Genomic DNA, 25,362 nt, shown 5'->3' on the forward strand with positions numbered 1-25,362 from the left:
TTTGTCCCCTGCATTTATCCGGTCGAAGTCGAAGATCCTTCTGCGTGATCCTTCACCTGCGCCGGTGTTTCATAATGTCCGGCATCGCTGCCGGTCGGCCTATGCGTGACCCGCCGAGGCCATTTGTTCGAGCTGCACCACGACATGCTGCTGCGCGAGATCGGCAATGAATGATTGACCTGATGCGCCGTCGCTGAGCAGGCCGACCGCACCGCCATCACCCAGCATGATGCGGGCGAGCACGGGCTCCGCTGGTGCCGCGGGACCGAGCAGCGCGTCGAGTTCGACCTGTGGCCCCTCCAGCGCGGCTGCGACGATCGTGTCGATCTGTGCGACGGCCGAGTCAGGCATCGCTTCGGGCGGCAGCGCCATTTGCATCTGGTCGCCCGATGCGGTTGCCGCTGCCGGTTCGGGGGGCAGCTCGACATCGGTTCCAGCAAGCAGCTGGGCATAGGTCGGATCGGGCGCTGAGGTGTCGAGCTCGTCGCTTTGTGGCTCGCGCCGTTCATCCTCGTCCATCTGGCGCTGGGTAGGATCGGCTTCGATTTTTGCCGTTTCCGGACCAGAGAAATACTCGTGGACGAGCCCTTCGGCCTTGGCGGCGGGAAGCGACGATATTGGTTCGGGGGTTTCGTTCGGTAGGCCGGATTGCTGCGCCGAAGCCGCCGCGTCGCCATCGGACGTGGCGGGCGGGCGCGCCGCCAGCGGAGTCGCGGCGGCAAGTCCGGCCACCAGCATCGCGGTCGAAACGCCTGCGGTTCCGTTGGTTGCGGCGACCCGCTGCTGGTCGGCGAAATTGGTGGCAAAGGCCGCGTCGGCGAGCTTGCCGGTGCTGCCGTCGGCACGGGTGTAGAGCGCTTCGCCCTTCACCTGCACCTGACCATAGGCGGCGGTGTAAGCGCGCCCGTCGGATGTCAGCGCGATGCTGATGATGCCTTCGCTAATCAGCGAGCGGAATTCACCCGCGTCGGTCACGCCATTGCTGTTCGCGTCCTGCCAGATGCCGAATTTCGTGAACTCGGCGTCGGTCGCGTCGAGCTTGCCGTCGCCATTGCTGTCATAGGTCGCGGCCAGACCTTGCAGATCGGACAGGCCCGCGCCGCCGAACACCAGTTCGGCGCCGTTGTTGACCTTGCCATCGCCATTCTTGTCGATCGCGAGCAGACCGTCGTCGGCGCCGACCCATGCGGTGGTCTCGGCGATCCCGTCGCCATTATAGTCGAAGCTGACCCCCGCCGCGTTTGACACGAATTCGACGCCGTCGCCATCCAGATCGACCGCGATCGGCGGTGCCAGCGCCGTGATGGTGACCGACAGGTTGGTGGCCGCGGTGTCGCCATCACGGTCGGTTACGACATAGTTGAACACCTCGGTCGCGGTGACCGTGATCGGGCTGGGAGGCTGGTAATTATACTGACCCGTAGCAAAGTTCAGCGTCAGCGTACCGCCCATCGGGGTGGTGATTGTATTGAGGCTGTTTCCGGCGATGCTGCCGCCGCTCGACACTGCGATGCTTGATGCACCGTCCCAGGTGTATGTCGTCGTTCCGATGGTGATCGACAGCAACCGGCCGCCGTCGGCGCCGAAGAAATCATTGGCGTCGAGATCACCCGACACTGCCGACGGCACGATCACCGATAGCAAGGTCGCGACCAGATCCTCGAAATCATCGACCAAGATCGGTTCATTGTTCGGCGCCGCGTTCAGGTCAACATCGCGCAGCCGCTGGATATTCAGCGGTTGCAGTGGGTTGTTGTCGATACCAATCGCGGTGACGTTGACATTGTTGTTGTCCACGAAATTGTTCCACGCCGTGGCGGTGGCGGCAGTCAGCGAATTAATGACCATTGGCGGGATGCCCCCGAACTGCGTTTGCTGGTTCGGGTTTCCGTCGCTCAGGAAAAACACCTGATTGCTCGCGCCGGGGATGGTGTTGAAATTGGCGAGCGCGGTCTGAATCGCGCCGGTGTAATTGGTGTTGAACCCGATATCGTCCTGCGACGGTCGCTCGCCGCCGGCCGCTGGGTTGAGCGAGTCGAGGTAGGCGTTTGCGTCGGCTGCGGTTGAGAACGCCTCCGAGGCGAATGAGCCCGACGAGAAGATCACGAACTTGATGGTCAGGACGGCTGATGCCGCGCTGTCCAACTGCGCAAGCGCGCCCTGGACTGCTTCCAGCATGATGTTCAGTTCGCTGTTGTCGATGCTGTCGCTAAAGTCGAGGATGAAAAGGGTGTTAACATCCTGCGTCGGCTGCGATGTCGCTCCGGTCTCGCCGGTGGCGGTCGGCGCATCATCCTCGATCACGATCTGGATTGCGGAGGCATTGGTCGTGGTCGTGGTACCATCAGATACCGAGACGGGGACGAAGAAGTCCTTGAGGTCTTCGATCGCAACGGTCGGATGGTCGACGGCGCGCGACAGCGTTACGGTGTAGGCGCCGTTCGATGCGAGCGTGACGCGGATGACTTCCGATCCGCCGACCGAACCGATCAGGGTGCCGGTGCCGATCCCGGTCCAGGCAACCGGAATGCCACCTGCGGTCAGCACTGCACCTGGGTCGCCGAGCGTCGCTGTCAACGTCTCGCCTGCGTCGGCGTCGCCGATCGCCAGCGTGCCGCTGAAGGTCGCGCTGTTGGTGGTGTCGAGCGTGGCGTTCGGCGCCGTATCGGGCAGCCCGTTCGGCAGACCTTCTTCCGACACGCGCGCGATTGCCGTGCCGATCGTCGGGGCGTCGTTGGTGCCAAATATGGTGATAGTCAGGGTCGAGCCGACCGACAGCGATCCGTCGCTGATCGTATAAGCAAAGCTTTCGGTCAGTGTCTGGCCGCTATCCAGCGCGTTGACGACCGGCTTGTCCTCGTCGAGCGTATAGGTGTAGCTGCCGTCGGCGTTGATCACGAGTGTGCCGTAAAGACCGACAAAGGTGCCAGCCGAGATAACGGTGATCGCCTCCAGATCGGGGTCGTTGTCGGCGACGTCGGCAAAGCTGCCGAACGGTGCGCCGGGATGCGCGATGTCCTGAAGCACATTGCCCGATGCGCTCGGGTCCGAGCCGCTGACGCCGTCGAGCACCCAATTGGTATCGGCGCGCGCGATCGGGAAATCATTGGCGCCGGTGATCGAGATGGTGATTGTGGCGACCGATGTGTCACCGTCGGCGTCCTGAACCGTATAATGGAAAGTTTCGGTCAGCGTTTCGTTGGCGTTCAGCGCGATGACCGCGGGGTCATTGGGGTCGAGATCGTAACGATAGCTGCCATCGGCAGCGATCGTTATCGTGCCATAGTCCCCCGCCAGCGCGGCACCCGGTGTTCCCGTGGTAGACCCAAAAGCGACACCGACGACCAGCATGCCACCATCGGCGCCCGCACTGTCGGACGATCCGTCCATCCCATTGTCGTCTGTGCCGCCGATCCCGGTCAGCACATTGCCGTCGGCAAAATTCTGGCCGTCGCGCGAGACATTATCCTTGTCATGCACCGCTAGCGGCGCATCGTCGCGGATTGCAAAATGGCCGGTGATATCGGCGGTGGTTTGCGCCGTGTCGCCGTCGCCGTCGGTTGCGATGGCGGTCAGCGTAATCAAGTTGCTGCCTGACAGGAACAAGCTCTGGTCGGGACCGTTTTCGGGTAAATGGAGAACGGCGCGCGACTGGTCAAAGGTGACGAGCCCGCCCGGCGTCACCGAAATGCGAAATACTTCATGTGCCGAGGTGCGGCCGAAGACGACGCCGCCCTCGATAGACAGGATCACCGCTTCGCCGGTCAGCGAGTCGATCAGGCCGCTCGCTCCGGCGGTGACGCCCAATTCATAAGCGATAGTGCCCGGGCCGTCTGCGCCGAAGTCGGTCGTCGCCGTAAACAGGCCCGACAGGTCGACCGTCGCGTTGGTGGCAAAGTCGCTTTCGTCGACGGTCAGCGGCGATGCAGCGCCGCCCGCAGTGATCGACGGGCCGTCGTCGGCAATGCGGATGTTGCCGCCTAGGTCGACCGCTACAGTGTCCGAAATGCTGTCGCCGTCGCGATCGACGATTGTCGCGGTGCCGCGCAGCTCGACCAGGTTGGCCCCGAGTTCAACAAGCTGCGCCGCATAACTGCTGGAAGAACCCGGCAGCGGATGATCGATTTCGGCAAATTGGGTCAGCGTGACGACGCCGGTCGCGGGGTTGACTGCGATAGAGAAAATGGGCGTGCCGGCCGCGCTGCCGACGATCTCGCCGGAGACAAGGGCCAGCGTGACCGGCACGCCGTTGCTGGTCAGGGCGGAGGTCGCGGCCGCCGAGCCCAGCACAAGAGAATAGGTCCAACTGACTGCGGCTGCATCTGCGGGACCGTCGGCGCCGAAATTGACCAGTGCGGTCGAGAACGCCGCAGAGAAGTTCGCGGTTGCCACGTCGAACGCGCTGCCGCGCGTTTCGGCGTCCTGCGTCGTCAGGGTAATGCTGTTGGTATCGACATTGGTCGCGTCGATCGACGGGCCGTCATCCTTGAACAGCAGCGTATTGCCGATGGCGACTAGTGCCGACGCCTGATCGCCGTCACTGTCGGTGACGGTTGCGGTCAGCCGGATGATGGTCGGCGATAACGTCACCGGGTCGTCGGGGCTAGCGGCGTCGGGGTGGCGGACAGCACGGATCTGATCTAGCGTCGCCTGACCATCGGCGGCGACGGTCAGGCGGAAGGCGACGGTCGATGGCGAATCCTGCAACCGACCTTCGACGACATTGCCGGTCGCCTGCAGGATGATCTTTGACCCCGTGGCGACGTCGACCAACCCGGTCGCTGTTGTCACTTCGAAGGTATAGCTGACGCTGCTGCCTCCCTCATCGGCGCCGGTGACGATGTTGAACAGGCTGGCGAAGTTTGCTGTCGCGTTTTCGGCCAAGTTGCTCTCATCGACCGTCAGCAGGCCCGCGGGCGATGACAGCGCGCTGATCGACGGGACATCGTCGGAAACCGAAATTCCCACCGTGCCTGCCACCACGTCGCCGTCGGCGTCCGTCGCGATCACTTCCAGCGATCCCAGCGCGACGAGATCGTCCAGCGTGGTGTCCGGGTGCAGCGCATAATTGGATTGCAGCGTGACGGTCACCGTCGCGACATTGCCCGACACGTTGAGGTCGATCACGACAACCGGATTTTCGTCGGCGTCCCATCCGATGATTTGATTTTCGGATTCGAGCGTCCAGCTGAGCCCGCCGTCAAGCGTCGAAATATCGCCAAAACCGATCGACGCGATGGCGTCGGAGCCGGGGGTGAAGATGATATTGCCGCTGCTGGAAACCGGCTGCACCGGCGACGGGGTCGAACCGCTTTCCAGATGTTGATCGTCAATGGTCAGCTGGATCGGCCCGCTGGCGGTCGGCAAGGTGCCATCGGCCAGGCGGATCTGCTGCACCGCCGATGACCGATCGCCGTCGCTGTCGGTTATCGTGTAAGTGAAATCGGCGTGGATCGGAAATACGCTGACTTGCGGCACCGGATCGAACGTCCAGACGCCATTCGCCTGAAAGGTATAGGTGCCGTTGGCGTTGCTGAAAGTCGTGGTGCCGGTGGCGGCGACCGCCACGACCGCGCCGCCGATCGTCACCGATGTTACTGTTGCACCGTCGGCACCCTGCGTGTCGTTGGTCAGCAGATTGCCCGAAATCGCGGCGGCGTCTTCCCCGACAGTGATCGAGGGGGCCGACCGTGCGACGGGGACATCGTCGATCACCTGAACGTCGAGGGTTGCGGTCGCGATCGACCCGTCGCTGTCGGTGATTTCGATCGCAAAAGCCTCAGTCAGCGCGCCGTTGGTTGGGCCACTGTGCAAGACGCTGTTTTCGGTCAGTTCGTAGCTGTAGCTGATCGTGCCGCCGATGATATCGCCGGCGGTGTCGAATATGGGCGCGAAATCGGTGATCGTCAGAATGCCCAACTCGGTCGTGATAACCAGCCCGGCGGCAATTGCGCCGTCGAACAAGGTTTCGCCAGCAATTGTGATCGTCGCGATCCCGTCGGCGGCATTGAAGCTGAAGTCGCCGGTCTGGGTCAGAGCAGCATTGTCAGGGTTTGAACCGTCGGCGAGGTTAGCCTCGGAAACAATTGCTTCGGCGCCTTCGGGATTGAGCCCGTTGATCGTCACAATGTCGTCGCGGCCGCGGATGACCACGGTCAGTGTGGCGGTGGCCTCGTCCCCGTCGCCATCAGTGATGACATATTCGAAGACTTCGGTCAGCTCGTCGTCGCCGTCGAGTCCCGCCACGTCGGCATTTTCGGGGTCCAGCGCGTAAATGTAGCTTCCGTCCGCCGCGATCTGCAGCGAGCCATAGGCGCCAAACGTCAGGCCGTTGATGTCGCCGCCTTCACCGCCAAACGAAATGGCGGTGACGCTCGCGCCATCAGCGCCTGGAATGTCGGCCTCGCCATCGGTGGCGTTGGCATCGCTGCCGCCGATGCCGGTCAGCACATTGCCGTCGGCGGTCGCCGTGCTGACCGATTGCAGAAGGTCGAGGTCGTCGACCGCGGTCGGGACATCATCCTCGACGACGATGCTGAGCGTACCGCTGGCGCTATCGCCGTCCGAATCGGTCACGACGACGCCGAAGGTTTCAACCACATCGTCGCCGCTGGTCGCGTCGGCCAGAGTGTAGTTGTATCCGATCGACGTCGCCGTGATGCTGGTGATGGCCAGCGTGCCATATTCGCCCGCAATAATCTGGCCGACGGCCGTCACCGTTTCGCCATTGATGCGGACGGCGTCCACGCCATCGGTCGCGGCAAAGGTTATCGAGCCTTCGGTCGTTGCAGAGTCACTGTCGGGCGCGGATCCATTCGGCAACCCAGCTTCGGACACCAGCTGACCATCGTCGTCGCCGTCAGGCAGCTGAACGGTGACGCCGCCATCGCCGATCGCGATCCGCAGCGTGGCGGTGGCCGTGTCACCATCGCCGTCGGTCAGCCGATAGGTAAAGGTGTCGAACACGCCGCCCGGGGTGCCGGGGTTACGGACATAGTTGTAGCTGCCGTCGGCGTTCAGCGTCAGGACGCCATATAATCCCGCGACGGGTGTTCCCGCGGCGACGAAATTGCCGCCACCTGCCACCGATGACACGCTGGCGCCGTCCGCTCCGGGGAAATCGCGCCCGCCGTCGTTTTCGGCGTCGGTAATGACGTTGCCGGTAGCGGTGCCAAAATCGCCCGCGGCTATGCTGTCGAAGTCAGCGACGGCTTCCGGGACATCGTCGATGATATCGATTTCGAAACTGGCCGATACGGTATCGCCGTCCAGGTCGGTGATGCCAACGGTGATTAATTGCGACGCATTGTCGCCGGATGTGTTGTCGGCCAGCCAGAAGAAATATTCGATCGAATCCGGATTGATCGCAATGATGTAGAAGGTGCCGGTCGCCAGCTCGATCGCCTGACCTTCTTCGGTAACAGCAACGCCATTGATCGTCAGTGCTGCGGGTCCATCGCCAGCGCCAAATTGGATGACGCCGGACGTGAAATCGGACCCGTCACCCTCACGCGAACCGGGGCTTTCGCCGTCGCGTTCGGGCAGGCCGGCTTCATCGACGAAGGTGCCGTCGTCGCCTGCGCCGGGCAGGATCAGGCTGGGTGCGGTATCGCCGATCCGGATCGTGAGCGTCGCGGTCGACACGTCACCGTCGCCGTCGGTCAGCCGATAGGTGAAAACATCTTCGACGCCGCCCGGCGTTCCCGCCGACCGGACATAGGCATAGGTCCCGTCCGGTGCGATCACCAGGCGGCCATATTGGCCCTGCACCGGCGTTCCGGTCGGGCTGAAGTCAGTAGCGGATGCGCCGCGCACACCGGTGATCAACGCTCCGTCTGCACCGGGAGAGTCGGCGCCCGCCGCCCCGGTGGCGGTTCCCGCGCCGGTGATGACGTTGCCGCCCTGCGGAGCGTTGCTGCCAAGGAGGGTGTCGTCGATATCGGCGCGCGCGATCGGGGCGTCATCTTCGATCGTGAGCGTGAGCGTCGCGGTACCGACGTCGCCGTCGTTGTCGGTGACGGTGATCGTCACGACGTCGGTGGCGGCGGGGTCGGTGCTGTTATCGGTCAGCGTATAACTGTAGCCGATCAGACCCGGCGTGATGCTGGTGATCGTCACCTGGCCCAGCGGGGTCGTGATGACTTGTCCGACCGTGGTCACGGGTGTGCCGTTGACGGCGACTACGACCGGCTGGTCGAGGGCGGCGATCTGGATCGTGCCGCTTGTGGATTCTCGCGGCGAGGCGGGATCCGTCCCGGCGGGTTCGGTGCCGCGCGCGGCCAGCGCTGCCTCGGATACCAACGCAGTCGCGGCGGTGACCCCGACGGTTTGGTCCGGGGTTGTGATCAGGATTTTGGGTTCGTCGTCTATCGCGTCAGGAATGACCTCGACGTTCGAGATTGGGGCGAAGCCGAATTCGGTCGGGGGCAGCAGATCCCCAAGGCCAAAGGGGTCGCCGATGTCGCCCGGCGTTTGCGCAAAATTGCCGCCCGAACTCTGCGGTCGGCCGGCGGCAGGTTCGGGTTCCTGCCCAGCGATCAGCGCAGCGATCGTGGGGGCCGGAATGTTGATCGGACCGACCTTGATTTGCGGGATCCGCAGCGCGCCATCGACGATCACCAGCACTTGCCCGTCGGGCAGGGTGACGAGCAGATCATTTCCCGAAAGCTTGATCGCGTCGAGCCGGGTTCCGGGTGGCAGCTGGATGACGCCATCGCGAGGCAGGATCGTGGTCGCACCGGGCGGAATGGCGCGTGCTATCGTGGCGATTTCGCCAAGCTGTTCATTCCGCTTCAATTCCATCGCCTAATGCCCCCTGCACCTCGATGTTCGCGCGTTACGCGGCAGCGACCTGTACGGGGGTCGCTGCGGAAACGGGCGAACGGCATCGCATTTCCGCGCCGGATGTCGCGCAGAGCAGCAATGCAAGCCCTTGTGATCGTGCTGGGTTCTCTTTGGCGACCTGTGCCCGTGCCTTGTCACTGACCCCCGAAATACAAACCCCGGGGCGTGATTCTGCAATGGCAATTTCCGGTATGGCTGCCTATACTTTTGTATAAAAACAATATCTTATGGGTTAATTTTTCGTTAAATTATCTATAAATTGCGTAACATTTTTGTATATGGTTGTCGCATTTTGAATATAATCTTGGATTTGTATAAATTTTTTGGCCTTATTTTTAAATATATTATTGTTATTAATGACATAATAGCGACCTATGTTCTGACAAAATTTGGGTAATAAGGCAGAAAAGCTATAGGGAGTTTTGAAATCTATTTGATCAATCCGTGTGTTTCAAATCGCGCAATCACGACGTCGTCGCGTTTGAGATCATAGCGCCCGGAATAACGACCGCTGGGCCAGCCCGCCGCCGGGGCGCGTTTGCCGCTGTACGCGAACCAGCTGAGCCCGCCGTCGGCGACGACCGTTTGCTGATTATGGACAATCTGTCCGTTCGGCCCCGTGATCAAAAATGTCTGACTGTCGCCCGGACGCGCGCCGATCGCATCGACCCACAGGATCAGCGGTGCCTGCCGCCCGTCTAGCCCCGGAAGCGGATCGCGCTCGGCGACCGTCTTGGCCGGTACCGCCGATGCCAGACCGCCCGTAATCACGGCGGCGGGTTGGTAATCGAGCATCTGCGCCGTCGCCGACGTCCAAAGCCCTGCGGAGGGTGCCGCAACGCCGCAAGGCGGCAACGGGGCGGTCCCCACAAAAGGATCCACAGCCTCGCCATTGTGGCGAATGGTAAAGTGCAGGTGGGGAAATTCGCTGTTGCCCGACATGCCAACCATCCCAAGCCTTTGGCCAGCCATGACGCGCTGCCCCGGAATAACGGCGACATCGCCTTGGCGCAGGTGGCTATACTGCGTCTGCCAGCCGCCACCATGATCAAGAACGACCGCATTGCCTGCATCCCTGCCGTCCGGCACGGCCCGTTTATCGACGCTGACGTCGGGTTCGCCATCGCGGATACGCAGCACCGTCCCGGCCGCTGCGGCGACGACGGCAAAACCCGTTCGCATGTCGGCCATCGTGCGCAGGCGGATATCCGTGCCGTCATGGCCGTTGGTTGTCAAATGGCCGCAGCGATAGTCGCGGCGACCTGGCCCGGGATCGTGATCGACCAGCTTCTGGATCAGGCAGGATTTGCCGATGGTGCATTCGACTGGGAGGGTAAAGGCTGGCACCTTATTCGCAGACGGAGCCTGAACCGTTGCCATGGCCCATGAAAAGGCAATCAGGAACGCATGGATCATGGTCGGGCTCTCGATGCGGTCGACAGGCTCGTTGCGTGATATGAACGTCGTTGAAACTTCGACGCCGGCCGCCGCCAGGGGGCGTGGCGGCGGACACGGCTAGCCAGCGGGAGCTGACCGAACGCGGAGTCCTGTTGAGTGATGATGGGCATAATCGACCCCTCACGTCGTCGTCAGAACCCTTGTTTTTCTTACACCCAATCTCTGCAAGCCGGTTCGGCTAAAACCGGCATCGTCCGGATGATTCTTGCCCTGTCATCCTTGTGTCAAAATTGGCGGAAAGCCCGGTTTCTCGCCATTCCCTGATGGGGACATTGCGAAATTTGTCCGACCGAAACGGTGCTAATTCGTTGCATCATCGCCGAATTTGCTTGGTACGCCGGACACAAAAAGGAGGGCAGGCCGCGGCCTGCCCTCCAGTTAGCAGAGGTCCGTCGAGGAGTGGCTCCCCGTACGAAGCCTTGTCCTCAGACGAACGTGATCATGTCATAGGACGCGTTGCCCTGGCTGTACGTGTTAAGCGCAGCAACCGAGTCGTAGGCACCGAGGGCAGCGAGTGCTGCGATCGGAGCCGAAGCGCCTTCCCAGAAGTCCTCGATCAGAACCGTGCCGGCCGCAGTGAAGACATAAACGTCGAGGGCGTCGCCTTGTCCGTCCCAGTCGCCCGTGACGACGAAAGCATCATTTGCAGGATCAAATCCGGCATCGACGTCGAACACCAAGGTGTCACGGTTAGCGAGGTTGAAGTCGCGGCCCGATCCCAAGCTGAACGGTGCGCCGATGACATCATTGCCGAAACCGGGTGACGAGTCGGTTGAGTCGAAGCGGAACAGATCCTTGCCTGCGCCGCCCGACATATGGTCGTCGCCTTCGCCACCAGTGATGGTGTCGTTGCCTTGTTCGCCTTCCAGATTGTCATCGCCAACGCCACCGTTGATGGTGTCATTGCCGGTGTCGCCCCGGATGGTGTCATCGCCGTCATCACCGTTCATCACGTCGTTGCCGAAACCGCCGGACATATAGTCGTTGCCGTCGCCGCCTGACATGGTGTCGTTGCCGCCACCCGGGTTGCCCAGGTTTTCGTACAGCGTGTCACCATACATGATGTCGTCACCGGCGCCACCAAACATGGTGTCGTTGCCAGCGTCGCCAGCAAGCTGGTCGTCGCCGTCATTGCCGTTGACGGTGTCGTTGCCGGCACCACCATAGATGAGGTCGTCGCCGTCGTTACCCGACAGGTTGTCGGCACCGTTCTGACCCTGGATGGTGTCGTTGCCTTCACCACCCGAAACAACGTCGTTACCGTCGTTGCCGGAGAGGTTATCGTCGCCGTCGCCGCCGTCGATCGTGTCAGCGCCAGCGTCGCCAGCAATCAGGTCGTTGCCGTCATTGCCTTCGAGAACGTCGTTGCCTTCGTCACCATTGATGGTGTCGTTGCCGTTGCCGCCCGAGATGAAGTCGGCATCGGTGTTCGTCGGATCGAGCGGATCGAAGAAGGGGTCCCCGTTGCCGCGGATCACGTCGTCGCCGTCGTCACCATAGAGCGCGTCATCGCCGCTCTGACCCCAGATCAGATCATTGCCCGCGTCACCGTGGACAAGATCGTTTCCGTCGTTGCCGTTCAGCGTGTCGTCGTCAGCACCGCCGCCGATGTCATCATCGTCGGCACCACCCTGGACGAAGTCAAAACCGGCGCCGCCGCGGATGATGTCATTCCCGGCGTCGCCGAGAAGTTCATCATCGCCGTCATTGCCGGCCAGATTGTCGTCGCCTTCGCCGCCATCAACTTGGTCGAATCCGGTTCCGCCCGTGATGGTGTCGTTACCGTCGTCGCCCCACAGGAGGTCGTCGCCGCTGTCCCCAGCAATGACGTCGTTGCCGCCTTGGCCGAAGATCTGGTCGTCGCCAGCGCCGCCCGAGATGTTGTCGGCATGTCCATTGCCGGGATTGTAGCCACTCTGGTTATAGGCAAAATCGGGATCGGCTTTGCGGTTGACACCATTGTCGCCGAAAATCACGTCATTGCCGTCACCGCCCGTCAGTTGATCGACGCCGTTGGTGTTAGTGCCACCTTCGATGTAGTCGTCGCCGTCGCCGCCCGACACCACGTCGGTTTCGGTTCCGCCGTAAAGGTTGTCGTTGCCAAGGCCGCCGCTGATGACGTCATCGCCGGCATTGCCTTCGACACGGTCATCGCCCGATTGGCCGTTGAGCGTATCATTTCCGGCGTCGCCGCGGATATAGTCGTTTCCGCCGCCACCCCAGGCCGTGTCGTTGCCGGCACCGCCAAGCAGCGTGTCATTGCCATCGGCACCGCCATTGTCATCGCCGGTATAGACGACGTTGCCGGGACCGACGACGACGAACGAGGCTTGGTCGCCGATCAGCGTATCGTTACCGACGCCCCCATCGATGCGATCGTTGCCGCTGCGGCCGATGACATTGTCGTCGCCTGCATCGCCATAAAGATCGTTGTCGAAGTTGTTGCCATAAACGGTGTCAGCGCCGCCGTTCCCGCGAGCGTTATATGGCAACGCAGCGGTCGACGTGATCGCATTCAGATCGATAAAGTCGACGGAATTGGTTCCAAGTACTTGCCCTCGCGAGGTGGGCAGCTTTGCACTATTCGGTGCGTTAGAAGGTCCTACTGTAGGCATGTCGCTATCCTCTTCTTTCATGGGTCGCAAGGGATGCGTGGTCGCCGACTCGGCTTGCTCATCCCCCCAATGACCCCGACAGTTCAGGGCCATGACAATGGGATATGGCGGTGCAGGGGGACCGGACATTCCTGCTTGGGGACATGACCGATAATTTTGTGATGTGGTTCATTTTGGGTCAGGTTGACAGCGGCAACCGTGCGCAATCTCGTAAAAGCGTCGGTATTTCCGACGTTTCGGATCATTCCGACATGGACCGGTCTGGAAAGAAAACTTGCTGGCTAGTTAAGTTTGCGGCCCAGCGCAGAGGTCGCGGGGCGGGCAGGATTTCCTGGTGCGGTGACCGCATCATCGGCGGCGTAATCGGAACGCTGCCCCAGCGATGACATCTCGGGACGGGGCGATGTCGCGGGGTTCGCAATCACTTTTTCGGTGCTGGTCAACACTGGCCTGCCGAGCGCAGACATGGCGGGACGCTCGCTCGTATCCGCGCCGCAACACCGTCCTTCGAGAATCGCCTTGGTATCAAGCTGGCCCGTCGTCGCCAGCAGGCTGGCACGCGCGACGAATTCGTTGCGCAGCGCGCGTTCCAGCGTGACGCGTGCGTTAAGCAATTCGTTCTGAGCGTTCAGCACATCGGTGAGCGTGCGGTTGCCGCCGATGGCTTCCTTTTTGATGCCCTCGGCTGCTTCTTGGGTCGCCGCGACCGCTGTCTCGGCGGCGGCAATCGTGCTCTTTGCCGACTGCCACCGGGTCCAGGCACCTGCCACATCTTCAGCCACGGTGCGCAGCGCGATGTCGGTTTGCGACAATCGTTGATCGCGGACGGCGCGCGCCCGGCGGACTTCGGCGTGATCACGCGGTAGGAAGATCGGTACTCGCAGCTCCAGCCCATAATAAAGCGACGAGCGATCGTCCGGATATTTGCCCGTAAAGGTATTGGTCGCACCGCCGGTCAGATAGTCGTAGCCGCTGACCGCATCCAGCTGGGGAAGCAAAGCACCGGTAGCAAACTTGACCCCCGACTTTCCTGCCTGGGCGTTGAGCCGTGCGGCGCGCAGGCGCGGCGCCGCATCGAGCGCCAGTTTCTGGGCCGCGGCAAGCGAGGAGGGAACGGGGGCCAGGGGCGGCAGCGGCGGGACCATCGTTCCCGATTGGCCACTGACGTTGCGGAACCGGAATCCGTCGACGCTGACCTGTTCAGTCGCGGCAAGCACGCCCGCCTGTGCGGTCGCCAGCCGTGCGCGTGCCAACTCCTCATCGGTGCGCGTTGCTTCGCCGAATTCTAGTCGACGCGATGTCGCGCGCAGCTGTTCGCCGATCGCCTCGCTCTGCGCTTGGGAAAATTGCAGGATCTTGCGATTGAGATGCACGTCCGCGGCGCTGGTCAGAAGTTCGAGCAAGGTGTCCGATGTCGTCGCATCGAGTCCCGCGCTGGTTGCTTCCAGCTCGGCCTTGGCGATGCGCACGGCATTATATGTCCGGCCGCCGTCATAGAAGCGCAACCGCGCCTCGATCCCTGCCTGTCCGGCGGTGTACCGTGCGTCGTTGGCGTTGCTACCGTTCTTGATGTCAATCTCACGCCGCTGCACGGTGCCGTTTGCCTCGATTGTGGGCAGATAGCCGGCCTCTGCCGACTCCAATCGCGCTGCGGCAATACGGACCTGATGGCGCTGCGCCGCAATATCGGGGTTGGAGATGACGACTTGGCGGGCGAGCGCGGCCATCGTGCTCGACGGTGCGGCTGTAGGCGAAACCGATTGCGCCAGCAGCGGAGTCGCGGCGATACCGAACGTCGCTACCGCGGCGGGTGCGCTCAACGCGCTCGCCAAAAAAGTCCATGATTTCCGCACGTCACCCCTCCTGAATCATCGCAGATTTCAGTGCAGACCCCCTCTTTTCATAGTTAGGAAAGAGTAATGCGCGGTGGTGAATGGCGAAACTACCCTAACGGATATGTCCGAGGGGATAATAGACTCGATCCGCCGAATCGAAATAGACACTGACAGTCGCTTGCAGCCGTCACGGCAGGCGACGCTATCGAGAGATTCACATCAATCGACAGCCAACGCCGGGTAGAAGATGCTTCAGGCAACCCCGGTCGGCGCGTGCGTTCTGAACCGTACTCAGAGCATCGCGTCAGACATCATGGTCGCGCGTGAGACGCCTGCGGCGAGCTTTGCATCGCTTCGGGATTAGTGTTTTTTGGGGGCGATAATGTCTGCGACCATGGAATTTTCAACGCATTACGCAGAAGCGACTCAAGGCTATGCCGCTCCATTCGAGGGACTGTCCGATTATGACGCCCATGACGTTGCGGACCCACACTCGTCGTCGGTCGATGTTGCGGCCGAAACGCGGCGCCTTTGGCATGACTATCTTGCCCAGTTCCAAGTTTCGTCTGCGATCCTGACCGTTGCCCTGCCGGGCGCAGGGCATCAAAGGCATGCCTTTCTGATCGGTTTTGACAAGGTTCGCGGTGACCGCGCGGCAACGCGGCGCCTGCTGGCGATGATGGACGATGTGTGGGCGCGGATCGGCGAGCAGTCGGTGCATCATTTTCAGTTTTCTGGCGGACTGTTTGGCGCCGGAGCGGTTGCAAACGACGCGAGCGAAAGCGACGTGCCGCCTTCGCTCCACGCCGGCGTCGCAATCCAGATGAAGCGCGAAGGCAAAGTCATCCGCGCGCTTTTCTTCCGGCCCGACAGTTCCACGCCGTTCTGCGATCGTGACGCCGCATCGTTGCAATTGATCGCGCCGCTGCTCGCTGAATCCGCGACGGGCGTGGCACAGCTCGCGCGCCAGTCGCAGCGTTCGGCGATGCTGGAAGGAATGTTCGACCGGGTTTCGATAGCCATGGCTTTGCTTTCGGCCGACGGGCAGCCGTTGTTCTTGAACAGCGCGGCGACCGGGCTGGTTGAACAACGCAAATGGCTGCTGCGTGCCGCCGATGGCGCGATCGTTGCGGCTAACCCGGGGCAGGCCAAACAATTGCGGGAAAGCATCCGCCGTGCTGCCACAGCGGCGCCCGATGCACCGGTCGAGGATGTTTTTCGCCTCGATTGCCGCGATGGCGAATGGCGGCTGGCCTATGTTATGTCCGCCAAGTCGCGCACCGGCGGCGGCATGACGCGCTGCGCGATGGTGATCATCATGGGGCCGGGCAAAGTCGATGCCCCAAGTTCGCTCCTCGAAGCGCTTGGCTTGCTGCCGTCCGAGCAACGTTTTCTGGGTCACTTCCTCAAATCGAGCAGTCTGGGCAATGCGGCGGAGGGGTGCGGCCTGTCAGAAGAAACCGCGCGGACATATCTGAAGCGGGTGCGCGCGAAGCTGGGGGTGCATCGCCAGATGGAGCTTGCCGGACTGATCTCGGGGCTCGTGCTACCGCTGCACGCCGCGGACAGTCCGGGGATCTGGGAGCGCTAGGCGTGGCCCGGAACGCGATGGCGGCTCGGCGCGCGCCTGCCAATCCCGATAATTTGTTGCGCAACCTGCTGCGGCCGCAGCGCAACATCGCAACGCGGTTGATCCTGTTTTCAGCAATCACCAACATGGCGGCGCTCGCCATGTCGCTGTACATGATGCAGGTTTTTGACCGCGTCCTGACCAGTCAGAGCAAGGACACTTTGTTCTTTCTGGCGCTGGCGATCACGCTGGTGATCGCGCTCGGTTCGATGCTTGACGGCATCCGCCAACAGGTCGCGAACCGCGTTGGCACCTGGCTGGCGCAGCAACTGGGGCCGTCGCTGCTCATCCGCTCACTCGAACAACGGCTAATCGCCCCCAATGTGCGGCTTGAGGCCTTGCGTGAAATGACGCAGGTCAAAAATTTCATATCCACCCCGACGGTGTTCAGCGTCGTCGATATGTTGTGGGTGCCGCTGTACCTGCTGATCGTTTTCATGTTGCATCCCGTTTTCGGGTTCATCGCAGCGGGCGGCGCGGCGATGCTGTTCGGGTTGACTTGGTATAATGAGCGGATCACGCGCAAGGCGATCACCGAGACGCAGTCGCTTGCCGCCAGCAACATGCAATATGCCGAGTCGCTGGTCCGCAACAGCGAAGTCATCGACGCGATGGGGATGGGTAAAGACACAGTCGCGCACTGGCGGGACCGCTATATCGCCGAAACCGAAGCGGTCGATGCGACGCAGTTCCAATCAAGCAAGATTCTGGCGTGGATGAAATTCGTCCGCAATCTGGTGCAGGTCGCGGTGCTGGGTGTCGGGGCGTTGCTGGTGCTTGACCAGCAGCTGACCGGCGGCGCGATGATTGCCGGATCGATCCTGATCGCGCGGCTGCTCGCGCCGATCGAGGCAGCGATGAGCTATTGGAAACAATTTGTACTGGCGCGCGAAAGCCTGCAACGTCTTTCGCGATTTTGCGATCTGCCGACCCCGCGCCCTTCGCAGATGGCGCTGCCCAAGCCGTCCGGTGCGATGGCGGTCGAAAATCTGACCTATGCCGCGCCGGGCATGAAAGGCGCGATTTTAAAGAATGTCAGCTTTGCGATCGCGCCTGGGACGTCGCTGGCAATCGTTGGCCCGTCGGCGTCGGGGAAGACGACCCTGTCGCGCTTGCTGGTCGGCGTACTCAAACCAATCTCGGGCCATGTGCGTCTCGACGGTGCCGACACGTTCGATTGGATGCGCAGCGATTTCGGGCCGAACGTTGGCTATCTGCCCCAAGACGTCGAGCTGCTGCCCGGATCGATCCGCGAGAATATCGGTCGCTTTCGTCCCGACGCGCGCGATGCCGACGTCATTGCGGCGGCCAAGCTGGCCGATTGCCACGAGATGATCCTGCACCTGGATGGTGGCTATGATTGTGTGCTCACGGACGGCGGACATCAGCTGTCGGGTGGTCAGCGCCAGCGGATCGGGCTGGCGCGCGCCCTGTTCGGGCTGCCCCCGCTGGTCGTCCTCGATGAACCCAACGCCAGCCTGGATGCGCGCGGCGACGCGGCGCTGCTGGCGACGATCAAGAAGCTCAAAGCTTTGCATATGACGACGATTATCGTCTCACATCGCGCCAACCTTCTCGAACTTGCTGACAAGATTCTGCTTCTGATGGATGGCCAGGTCGCCAAATTCGGTGACGCCCGCACCGTCGTCGATGAAATGGCTGGGCGAAAACGCGCGATCCCGACAGGTGACGCGCCGCCGCCGGGCAATCCGGCCAAGCCCAATCCTGCGATGTTCAAGCAAGGGGGAATGGAAGCATGAACATCCCCTTCCGCATAGGCGCCGACGGGGACCCGGTGCGCTTGGCGCTGCCGTCACCCGGTTCAGAAGCGGCCGGGCCGCAGGTGAAAGGGTCGATGCGGCTGGCGTTGGTATCGATTGGCCTGTTCGTTTTGGCCTTTGCCATCTGGAGCTGGGCAGCGCCGCTCAATAGCGCAGCAATCGCGAGCGGCTTTCTGGAGGCCGAGGGCGGTGGGCGGCGCACGGTTCAGCATTTGGAGGGCGGGATCGTCCGCCAGTTTCTGGTTAAGGAAGGGCAGGAGGTGCGCGCTGGCCAGCCGCTTATACTGTTTGATGCGACCCAAAATGATGCGTCGGACGCTGCCTTGCGCACAAGCTTCTATGGCCTGCTGGCGCAGGACGCGCGGCTGACCGCCGAACGGCTCGGCCTGCCAACGGTGCGTTATCCGGCCGAGTTGCTGGCCGCGGCCAACGACCCCGAGGTCAAGGAGATCATCGCCGCCTCCAACGCGGAATTTGCATCTCGGCGACGCGGCCTTGCGGAGCAGGCGCAGATATTGTCGCAGCGTATCGGCCAGTCGAACGCCGATATTCGCAGCTCGGGAGCGCAGATCGCGGCGCTGACCGATCAGGCGAAGTTGCTCGACGACGAACAAATGAGCGTCGATATGCTGGTCGATGAGGGGCTGGAACGCAAATCGCGTCTGCTGGCGTTGCAGCGTCAAAAGGCGCTGGTCGATGGCGAGCGCGGCAAGCTGACCAACAATCTGGACCGCCTGCGCGATACGATCGGTGAAACCCGTGCCCAAATGGTGTCGCTGCGCGGACAGATGGTGCTGGAGGCGACGGGGCAGCAGCGGCAGGTCCAGTTACAAATCGCCGAAGCGCGCGAAAAACTGAAGGTCAGCGGCGACATTCGCGCCCGCCAGCAGGTGATTGCACCAATCGCGGGCCGGGTCGCCAATTTGCGACTGATCACGTCAGGCGGCGTCATCGGCGCCGGACAACCGATTCTCGACATCGTTCCGACGTCCGAAAAGATCGTGGTTTCAGCGCGCCTTCGTCCGATCGATATCGATGTTGTGCACAAGGGGCTGGCGGCGGAGATCAAACTGACGCCGTATAAGGCCCGCGTCATTCCCAATCTGCTCGGGACCGTGAAGGACGTCAGCCCGGATGCGATCTATGACAAGGACGCGCAGCAAATCTATTACAAGGTGATCGTCGAGATATCGGCGGCGCAGCTCAAGAAATATCCTGATGTCCAGCTGATGTCGGGGATGCCGGCCGAAGTCTATATCGATCTCGGGTCGAGTTCGCTGCTGCAATATCTTTTCCAGCCGATGATCGACAGTTTCAATCGCTCCTTCCGTGAAGGGTAACCCGTCGCGAATTGGGCAAAGGTGAAGGCCGGGGTCAGTCGGCACAACAGGGGTAAGAGGTTGGCCGGATACGGACTATTGTTCCGGGGCGTTCACCAGGCGGTGCAAGGCACTGCGCTGGGCGTTGCGGTAATATTCTGCGTCGGCGAAACCGGAGCGCTCCATGCGCGTGAGCGCGAAATCGTTCAGACGCTGCCCTATGTCCCGCTTCGCCAATCGACCGCGATGGCGCGGGTGCTGTCGATTCAGGAGGGGCGGCCACTCGATCAACCTGACGCGGGGGATGCCATCATCCCGGCGGCGGATAGCTCTGACGTTTTTGTACTGAAGGCATCAATCGCCTCCGATCTGGCGGATGCGACCGCGCCGACCGTGTTGGCCGATGCGGAGCCGGAGACCCTGCGGCGGTCGCCGCTGGTCATCGATTGGAACGCCCCGGTTGCGGCATCGGCGGCTGTAGTGGCCCGTTCGATCGGCGAGGACGAGGCTTTCGGCGGCAACGATGCCGCGCCAATTGCCGCAGCGGCTGTCAATGACGCATTCGCCAGCTTGGATGTAGGTGCACAGCAACCATCATGGCTGGGCGATGCCGGGATGCGGCGGCAAGCGCTTATCTCCCGCACACGGGACGCGATGGCGTCGGCGCAGGCGGACTGCGACAACTGCCGCAACCCAAAAGCCGGTAAGGTCGCGGGCAAGCGCATGGTATCCGTTTTGCCATTGAGCGCTGTCACGCGCGCCGCGAAGGCGACGACGCGCAGTCGTCCTTTGCGCGTATCGGCCAAGGCGGTTCCGACAGGTTTGAAGCCAAGCATCGCCGTTCGCTTCGGCCCTTCCGCACCGATCACGGCGTTCGATTTGCCCGCGCTGCCCCCGGATATGGTCAATCTGGCGTGTGTCGTTGCGGCGCAAAACCGGATGGGGCCGCCGTGCTTTGCCATTGACGGTACGAAACCGATTGGCCGCAAGGCCGCGGCGACAATGCGCAGATTTCCGGCGTTCGATGCCGATGTCTCGACGGCGCCTTGGCTGGGCGATGCCGGCTCGCGCCGCGCGGCGCCGGGCGGGCGACCCGATCCGTCGGAACTGGGCATGGCGTCCGACCCGCGTGAAGAGACGGACGAAGGCGCGGCCCGAACGGCGTCCGATGTCGTGACCGGCCTTGACGGTGCCGACGGCCAGGCCAGCGAAACCGACCTTTTGTCGATTGAGACGCTGCCGCGCGGGGGCTTGGCCTTTTCCGGCGGCTATTCGTCGCTGGAAGGCCCGGTTGGAACCGTCAAAATTGCCCGCACCAATATCGGCGCACCCGGCCGCGATATCACGGCCTCGGCGCGCTATTCGAAAATTCAGCGGCTGTTTGAATTCGGGGTCGCCGATGCCAATTTCATCGGCAGCAAATTGTTGGTGGCGCCAACTTTCTTTTACTCGCGCTCGACGGCGGTGGGCTTCGATGCGCAAAGCAAATCGTCGGTCTTTCTTCAGACCGCCCGCGGCGTCAATTTCTATGCGGGAAAACCGATCGGACGCGGCCTGCGCATTGCAGCAAATTACCGCTATTCGGACGAGGATTTCCTAATCCGCCAGAGGAATGCGCAGTGCGACGTCGGGCTGCACGGAAGCCCGTTTTGCAATGCGCTCGGCCGATCGACCAGTTCGGTCTTGAGCGTCGGGCTCACGCTGGATCGTCGCGACAGGGCGGTCGATCCGACGCGCGGATTTCAGCTTCGCCTGACCCCGGAGATTGCGGGTCCAGGCGGTACTTCTCGCTATGCCCGGCTGCGCGTTGCGGGCAATTTTCACTATCGCGTTGGCGACATGCTCGACGTGTCTCTCGGCATCGAAGGTGGGATGATGGAGCCGATCGGCGGACGGACAATCCCGCTTTTCGACCGCTTCTATATCGGCGGCAACAGCATGCGCGGGTTCGACTTGCGCGGGATCGGGCCAAAGGTCGTTCCGTTGAGGGCGCCGGTTGCACCTCCCACTGCAATCGGCGGCCGCGCCTATTATGTCGGGCGGCTGGAAGTGGCGTTTCGGCTGGAAGGCGCAATGCAAAAGGTCGGCGCCACACCCAGCGTCTTTGTCGATGCGGGGTCGGTGTTCGGCGCGTCGAAAAGCGAATTGATCGCGGGCGAGCGGCTGATCGGCAACTCGGCAAAGCCGCGCGTGGCGGTCGGGGTTGCGCTGGCATTCAATGCGGGGCCCGGCAAGCTGCGCTTCAACATTGCCCAGCCGGTGGTGCGGCAGGAAGGTGATCGTTCGAAGAAATTCTCGATCTCGCTGGGAACGGCTTTCTAACGCCTGGTGGCGGGCGCGCAAACCGCCGATTTCTAGACGATCGCGGGTCAGGTCCGTTTTCGGATGTCCCCATCGGGGAATGACGGAAATCTGGGATTTCTGACATTTTCATGTCCATCGTGGCGCGGGACTTGAGGGGGGCGTCAATGGTTAGGAACATCATCAGCTGGAACGACCGTGTGTCGATCCGCATCGAACCCGGGTCAGGCTGCGGTTTGCTGCCTCGCGCTGTTGACTCCATCCTTCGGGAATGGCCGCGGTCATGAGCGCCTCGGCGCGCCCGATTGAATATGACATCGCCGAGCCTCTGCCATTGCGGCTTCGCCGTTATCGCGAGCAATGCGGCATCAGCCGTTCGGAGCTGGCGGTACGAACCGGCCTGAGCAGGCCGACGATCTGGGCGTGGGAGTCGGGCAAGACGCAGCCGCGGCTTCGCAATCTGCAGATGCTGGCGAGCGTCCTCGGTGTCTCGCAGCTCGAACTTGTCGGCGGACTTGAGGCAGCCGTACCCGATGACGAGGTTGATATGATGCTCGCCACTGGCTGGGACCATGGCGACATACCGGCCGGCCTTGCCAATCCCCAGCGGCTGAGTATCATGATTTATGCGGCGAAACTCAGCATCGCGGCGTTGGCCGGGATCAAGGCGCAGAACGTCAAGATCTCTATCGAGCTTTGAAGCGGGCCGCCGTGACTATTGCCGGTACGCGCCGACGCCGTCGCCCAGATACTGGTTGTTTGCTTCGCGCTGGGCCGCCGCGGCATCGTCATAAAGAAAGGGCAGAAACGCGTAGCGGCGCCCGCGGGTGACCGGGGTCGCCTCGTGGAGCAGGCCGCAGGCAAAGACGATCGCGCCGCCCGGCGCGGGTCGATATGTTCGGGAACCGAATTCGGGGAACCGCAGCTCTCCGCCGTCGAAATCGTCATTGAGGTTGATCGTCACTGCAAACCGGCGGTGCGCAGTCCCCTTCGTCGTATTGTCGCGGTGGGCGCGAAAATGGCCAGCGACCGATGCGTCGTAACAGGCGACGATGTAGCGTTCCATACGGGTCGCGTCGAAATTGAACGCGCGCTGGATTACGGGCCGCAGGCAATGGTTCACCCGCGCACTGAGGCCGTGGCACAACGCCTGATCCTTGATGGTAACATCCGACCGGCGTTTGTGGCCATGGTCGATCACCGACACCGTTTTGCCGTCGACCTCGCGCATGAACCCCGAATCTGCGCCGCCTTCGTGATCGTAAAGCGCAATCAGTTTCTGACAGGTCGCCTGATCGAAAACCCGCGGAACCGACAAGACCGGCGCCCAATCTTCCGGCGCGCCCTCTTCGATGAGTCGATCGATCAGCGCGAGCGCCTTGTCGGCGTCGGGCAAGTGATAGCGCCCCGCAACACGCAGCTGACGGTCAAGGACGACGATATAGGATTCATAATGATCGCCGTCGTTTCCGCACGCCCCATAAGCGTCGCTCACCGATCGGTCGCTGTCGAGGATATACCGGATACCCGGTGTTCGCGTCTTGACCCGTCCGGCGGTTTCGTCGGCCGGATCGACCGTGACGCCGAAAAAGCAACAGCGGCGATCGTCGAAACGATCGGGGTCCGCCAGCAGTCGCTCATGGGCGGCCTCGACGTCAACATTCGACGCAGACCCCATAAAAAACAACAGAACGGGTCGGCCGGCGACAGTATGAAAAGTATATTGTCGATTTACGTCCAGAACATGCGCCTTGAACCAAGGCGCCGCGGATCCGACGATCGGCTTTGGGATCAAATCAACCCGCTTGGTGGATAGTATCATGGTCGTGCCCCCGCCCCCGCGTGATGCCCGCGTTTTTTAGCATTATGGGCGACAACCTACAAGCGCCGTCACTTAACCGGGCAGCGCTTAGCTCCTTCTCATTTGTTGCTTTGCAACACGATGCTGGCTGAAGCCACTCATCGTCAGGACAACGGACGAATGAGCAGATTTACAACCGCTGCGTCGCTTTTCACGATGCGCCTGTGTTCGCGGGTCTCACCAACACCCGATCAGCTCGGTCTACCCACAACAATTATCCAAGCTTTTGCAGGATAGCGCTTCATCAGCCGGACTGTGCTATGTCGCAGGCCAAGCACACTTCACAGCCTTACGGGCGATGCGGGCGAACATCAGAGGCCGCTAAGACACACAGGCCAATTGAACGGGGAGGGATCCATGGGAGCTAAATTAACGGCCATGTATGGTGTGGTCGCGGTTGCTCTGTTGATGGCAGCGGCGCCAGTCGTCGCGCAGGATGGGCAAGCTGCGACGTCCGAAACAAACGAAACGCTGTTTCAGAACGTCCGGATCTTCGACGGCACCAGTCCCAGATTGTCCGAACCGACGAATGTGCTGGTGCGCGGCAACCTGATCGCAGCGATTGGGGGCGAGGCTCGTCCCACCGCATCGACGAAAGTCATCCAGGGAAGTGGCCGGACGCTGATGCCGGGGCTCATTGATGCCCATGTGCATCTTGCATTCGGGGCGCTCACGATGGCAGAGCTTGCTTCGCCCGATCTGACCCCGGCAAAAGCCGGCGAAGCGGCGGCGGCAAACGCGGCCCAGACTTTGATGCGCGGCTTTACGACCGTCCGCGACGTGGGCGGGCCGATCTTTGAAGTGAAAAAGTTGATCGATACGGGCCGGGTTGCCGGACCACGGATTTGGCCGTCGGGGCCGACGATATCGCAGACGTCGGGCCATGGCGACTATCGGACACCCGGGGAAGGGCCTCGCCGCTGGACCGGCAAAGCTTCACAGGCGGAGTTGCTGGGCGCGGGTTATATTGCCGATGGCCGGCCAGAGGTGCTCGCAGCAACGCGGGAGGCGCTGCGCGGCGGGGCCAGTCAAATCAAGCTGATGGCAGGTGGCGGTACCAGTTCGGCCTATGACCCGCTCGATGTCACCCAATATACGCTCGACGAGATGAAAGCCGCCGTAGAGGCCGCGGAAGATTGGGGGACTTATGTGGCGGTGCATGCGTATACGCCGCGGGCCGTCCGCCGGGCTATTGAGGCTGGCGTCTTGGTCATCGAGCATGGCCAACTTCTGGACGAGGATACGTTGAAGCTTATGGCGCAGCGCGGGATATGGCTCTCTCTCCAGCGGCTTCAGGACAGCACGCCGGACATGACAGCGCAGCGCCGTGAAAAGCGCGAGCCGCTGATCGAAGGACAGGAACGCGTCTGGCCGCTGGCAAAAAAACTTGGGGTCAAGCTGGCCTGGGGCACCGACTTCCTGTTCGATCCGCAGCAGAATGCGCAGCAGAATGCCTATATCCTGCGGCTGAAGACGTGGTTTAATTCGGCCGAAATTCTCAAGCTGGTGACCCATGACAATGCTCAGCTGCTGGCGCTGTCGGGCCTGCGTTCACCTTATCGGGGGGAGCTAGGCGTGGTGCGCAAGGGCGCGTTGGCAGATTTGATCCTGGTCAATGGCGATCCGCTCGCCAACATCGATCTGGTTGCCGATCCAGAGCGCAATTTTGCTGTCATCATGAAAGACGGCAAAATTTACAAGGGCCAATAGCCGCGGCA

At 62.0% G+C, this 25,362-nt stretch carries 11 protein-coding genes; 6 read left to right on the top strand and 5 right to left on the bottom strand.

What is annotated here, in order from left to right; translation table 11 throughout:
• Positions 1-99 precede the first annotated feature (99 nt).
• The 4 genes from VGN68_RS01580 to VGN68_RS01595 all read right to left on the bottom strand — a co-directional run bounded on the left by VGN68_RS01580 (position 100) and on the right by VGN68_RS01595 (position 14,737).
• Positions 100-8,802 (bottom strand): DUF5801 repeats-in-toxin domain-containing protein, encoded by an 8,703-nt coding sequence (locus tag VGN68_RS01580; RefSeq protein WP_327473237.1) that lies wholly within the window; start codon positions 8,800-8,802, stop codon positions 100-102.
• A gap of 471 nt (positions 8,803-9,273) precedes the next feature.
• Positions 9,274-10,260, bottom strand: coding sequence for a M23 family metallopeptidase (locus tag VGN68_RS01585; protein ID WP_327473239.1), 987 nt, complete (start codon positions 10,258-10,260; stop codon positions 9,274-9,276).
• A 467-nt stretch (positions 10,261-10,727) separates the two neighbouring features.
• Positions 10,728-12,938: a calcium-binding protein gene (locus VGN68_RS01590; RefSeq protein ID WP_327473241.1), complete on the bottom strand. Its 2,211-nt coding sequence runs from the start codon at positions 12,936-12,938 to the stop codon at positions 10,728-10,730.
• Between the two features lie 260 nt (positions 12,939-13,198).
• A complete protein-coding gene (locus VGN68_RS01595) occupies positions 13,199-14,737 on the bottom strand; it encodes a TolC family protein (RefSeq protein ID WP_327473243.1) in 1,539 nt (512 codons plus the stop codon).
• Between the two features lie 397 nt (positions 14,738-15,134).
• Here VGN68_RS01595 and VGN68_RS01600 point away from each other — a divergent pair, with 397 nt between their 5' ends.
• The 5 genes from VGN68_RS01600 to VGN68_RS01620 all read left to right on the top strand — a co-directional run bounded on the left by VGN68_RS01600 (position 15,135) and on the right by VGN68_RS01620 (position 22,483).
• The gene (locus tag VGN68_RS01600) at positions 15,135-16,343 is read left to right on the top strand and encodes a sigma-70 region 4 domain-containing protein (protein WP_327473246.1); all 1,209 of its coding nucleotides are present in this window, start codon (positions 15,135-15,137) and stop codon (positions 16,341-16,343) included.
• A 2-nt stretch (positions 16,344-16,345) separates the two neighbouring features.
• Positions 16,346-18,142: a type I secretion system permease/ATPase gene (locus VGN68_RS01605; RefSeq protein WP_327473248.1), complete on the top strand. Its 1,797-nt coding sequence runs from the start codon at positions 16,346-16,348 to the stop codon at positions 18,140-18,142.
• A complete protein-coding gene (locus tag VGN68_RS01610) occupies positions 18,139-19,503 on the top strand; it encodes an HlyD family type I secretion periplasmic adaptor subunit (protein ID WP_327473250.1) in 1,365 nt (454 codons plus the stop codon). Before VGN68_RS01605 ends, VGN68_RS01610 begins: the two co-directional genes overlap by 4 nt.
• A gap of 60 nt (positions 19,504-19,563) precedes the next feature.
• Positions 19,564-21,804 carry a BamA/OMP85 family outer membrane protein gene (locus tag VGN68_RS01615; RefSeq protein WP_327473252.1) on the top strand — a complete coding sequence of 747 codons (2,241 nt, stop codon included), beginning with the start codon at positions 19,564-19,566 and terminating at the stop codon, positions 21,802-21,804.
• Positions 21,805-22,066: 262 nt separating this feature from the next.
• Complete coding sequence (locus VGN68_RS01620; protein WP_327473254.1) at positions 22,067-22,483, top strand: helix-turn-helix transcriptional regulator; 417 nt, start codon at positions 22,067-22,069, stop codon at positions 22,481-22,483.
• 15 nt (positions 22,484-22,498) lie between these two features.
• Here the strand turns inward: VGN68_RS01620 and VGN68_RS01625 are convergent, their stop codons facing one another.
• Positions 22,499-23,605, bottom strand: a complete 1,107-nt coding sequence (locus tag VGN68_RS01625) for a 2OG-Fe(II) oxygenase (protein WP_327473256.1) — start codon at positions 23,603-23,605, stop codon at positions 22,499-22,501.
• 378 nt (positions 23,606-23,983) lie between these two features.
• Between VGN68_RS01625 and VGN68_RS01630 the strand changes: the two genes are divergently transcribed.
• Complete coding sequence (locus VGN68_RS01630) at positions 23,984-25,354, top strand: metal-dependent hydrolase family protein (RefSeq protein ID WP_327473258.1); 1,371 nt, start codon at positions 23,984-23,986, stop codon at positions 25,352-25,354.
• Positions 25,355-25,362 lie beyond the last annotated feature (8 nt).

Origin of the sequence: Sphingopyxis sp. (assembly GCF_035998965.1) — a bacterium.
Lineage (GTDB): Bacteria > Pseudomonadota > Alphaproteobacteria > Sphingomonadales > Sphingomonadaceae > Sphingopyxis.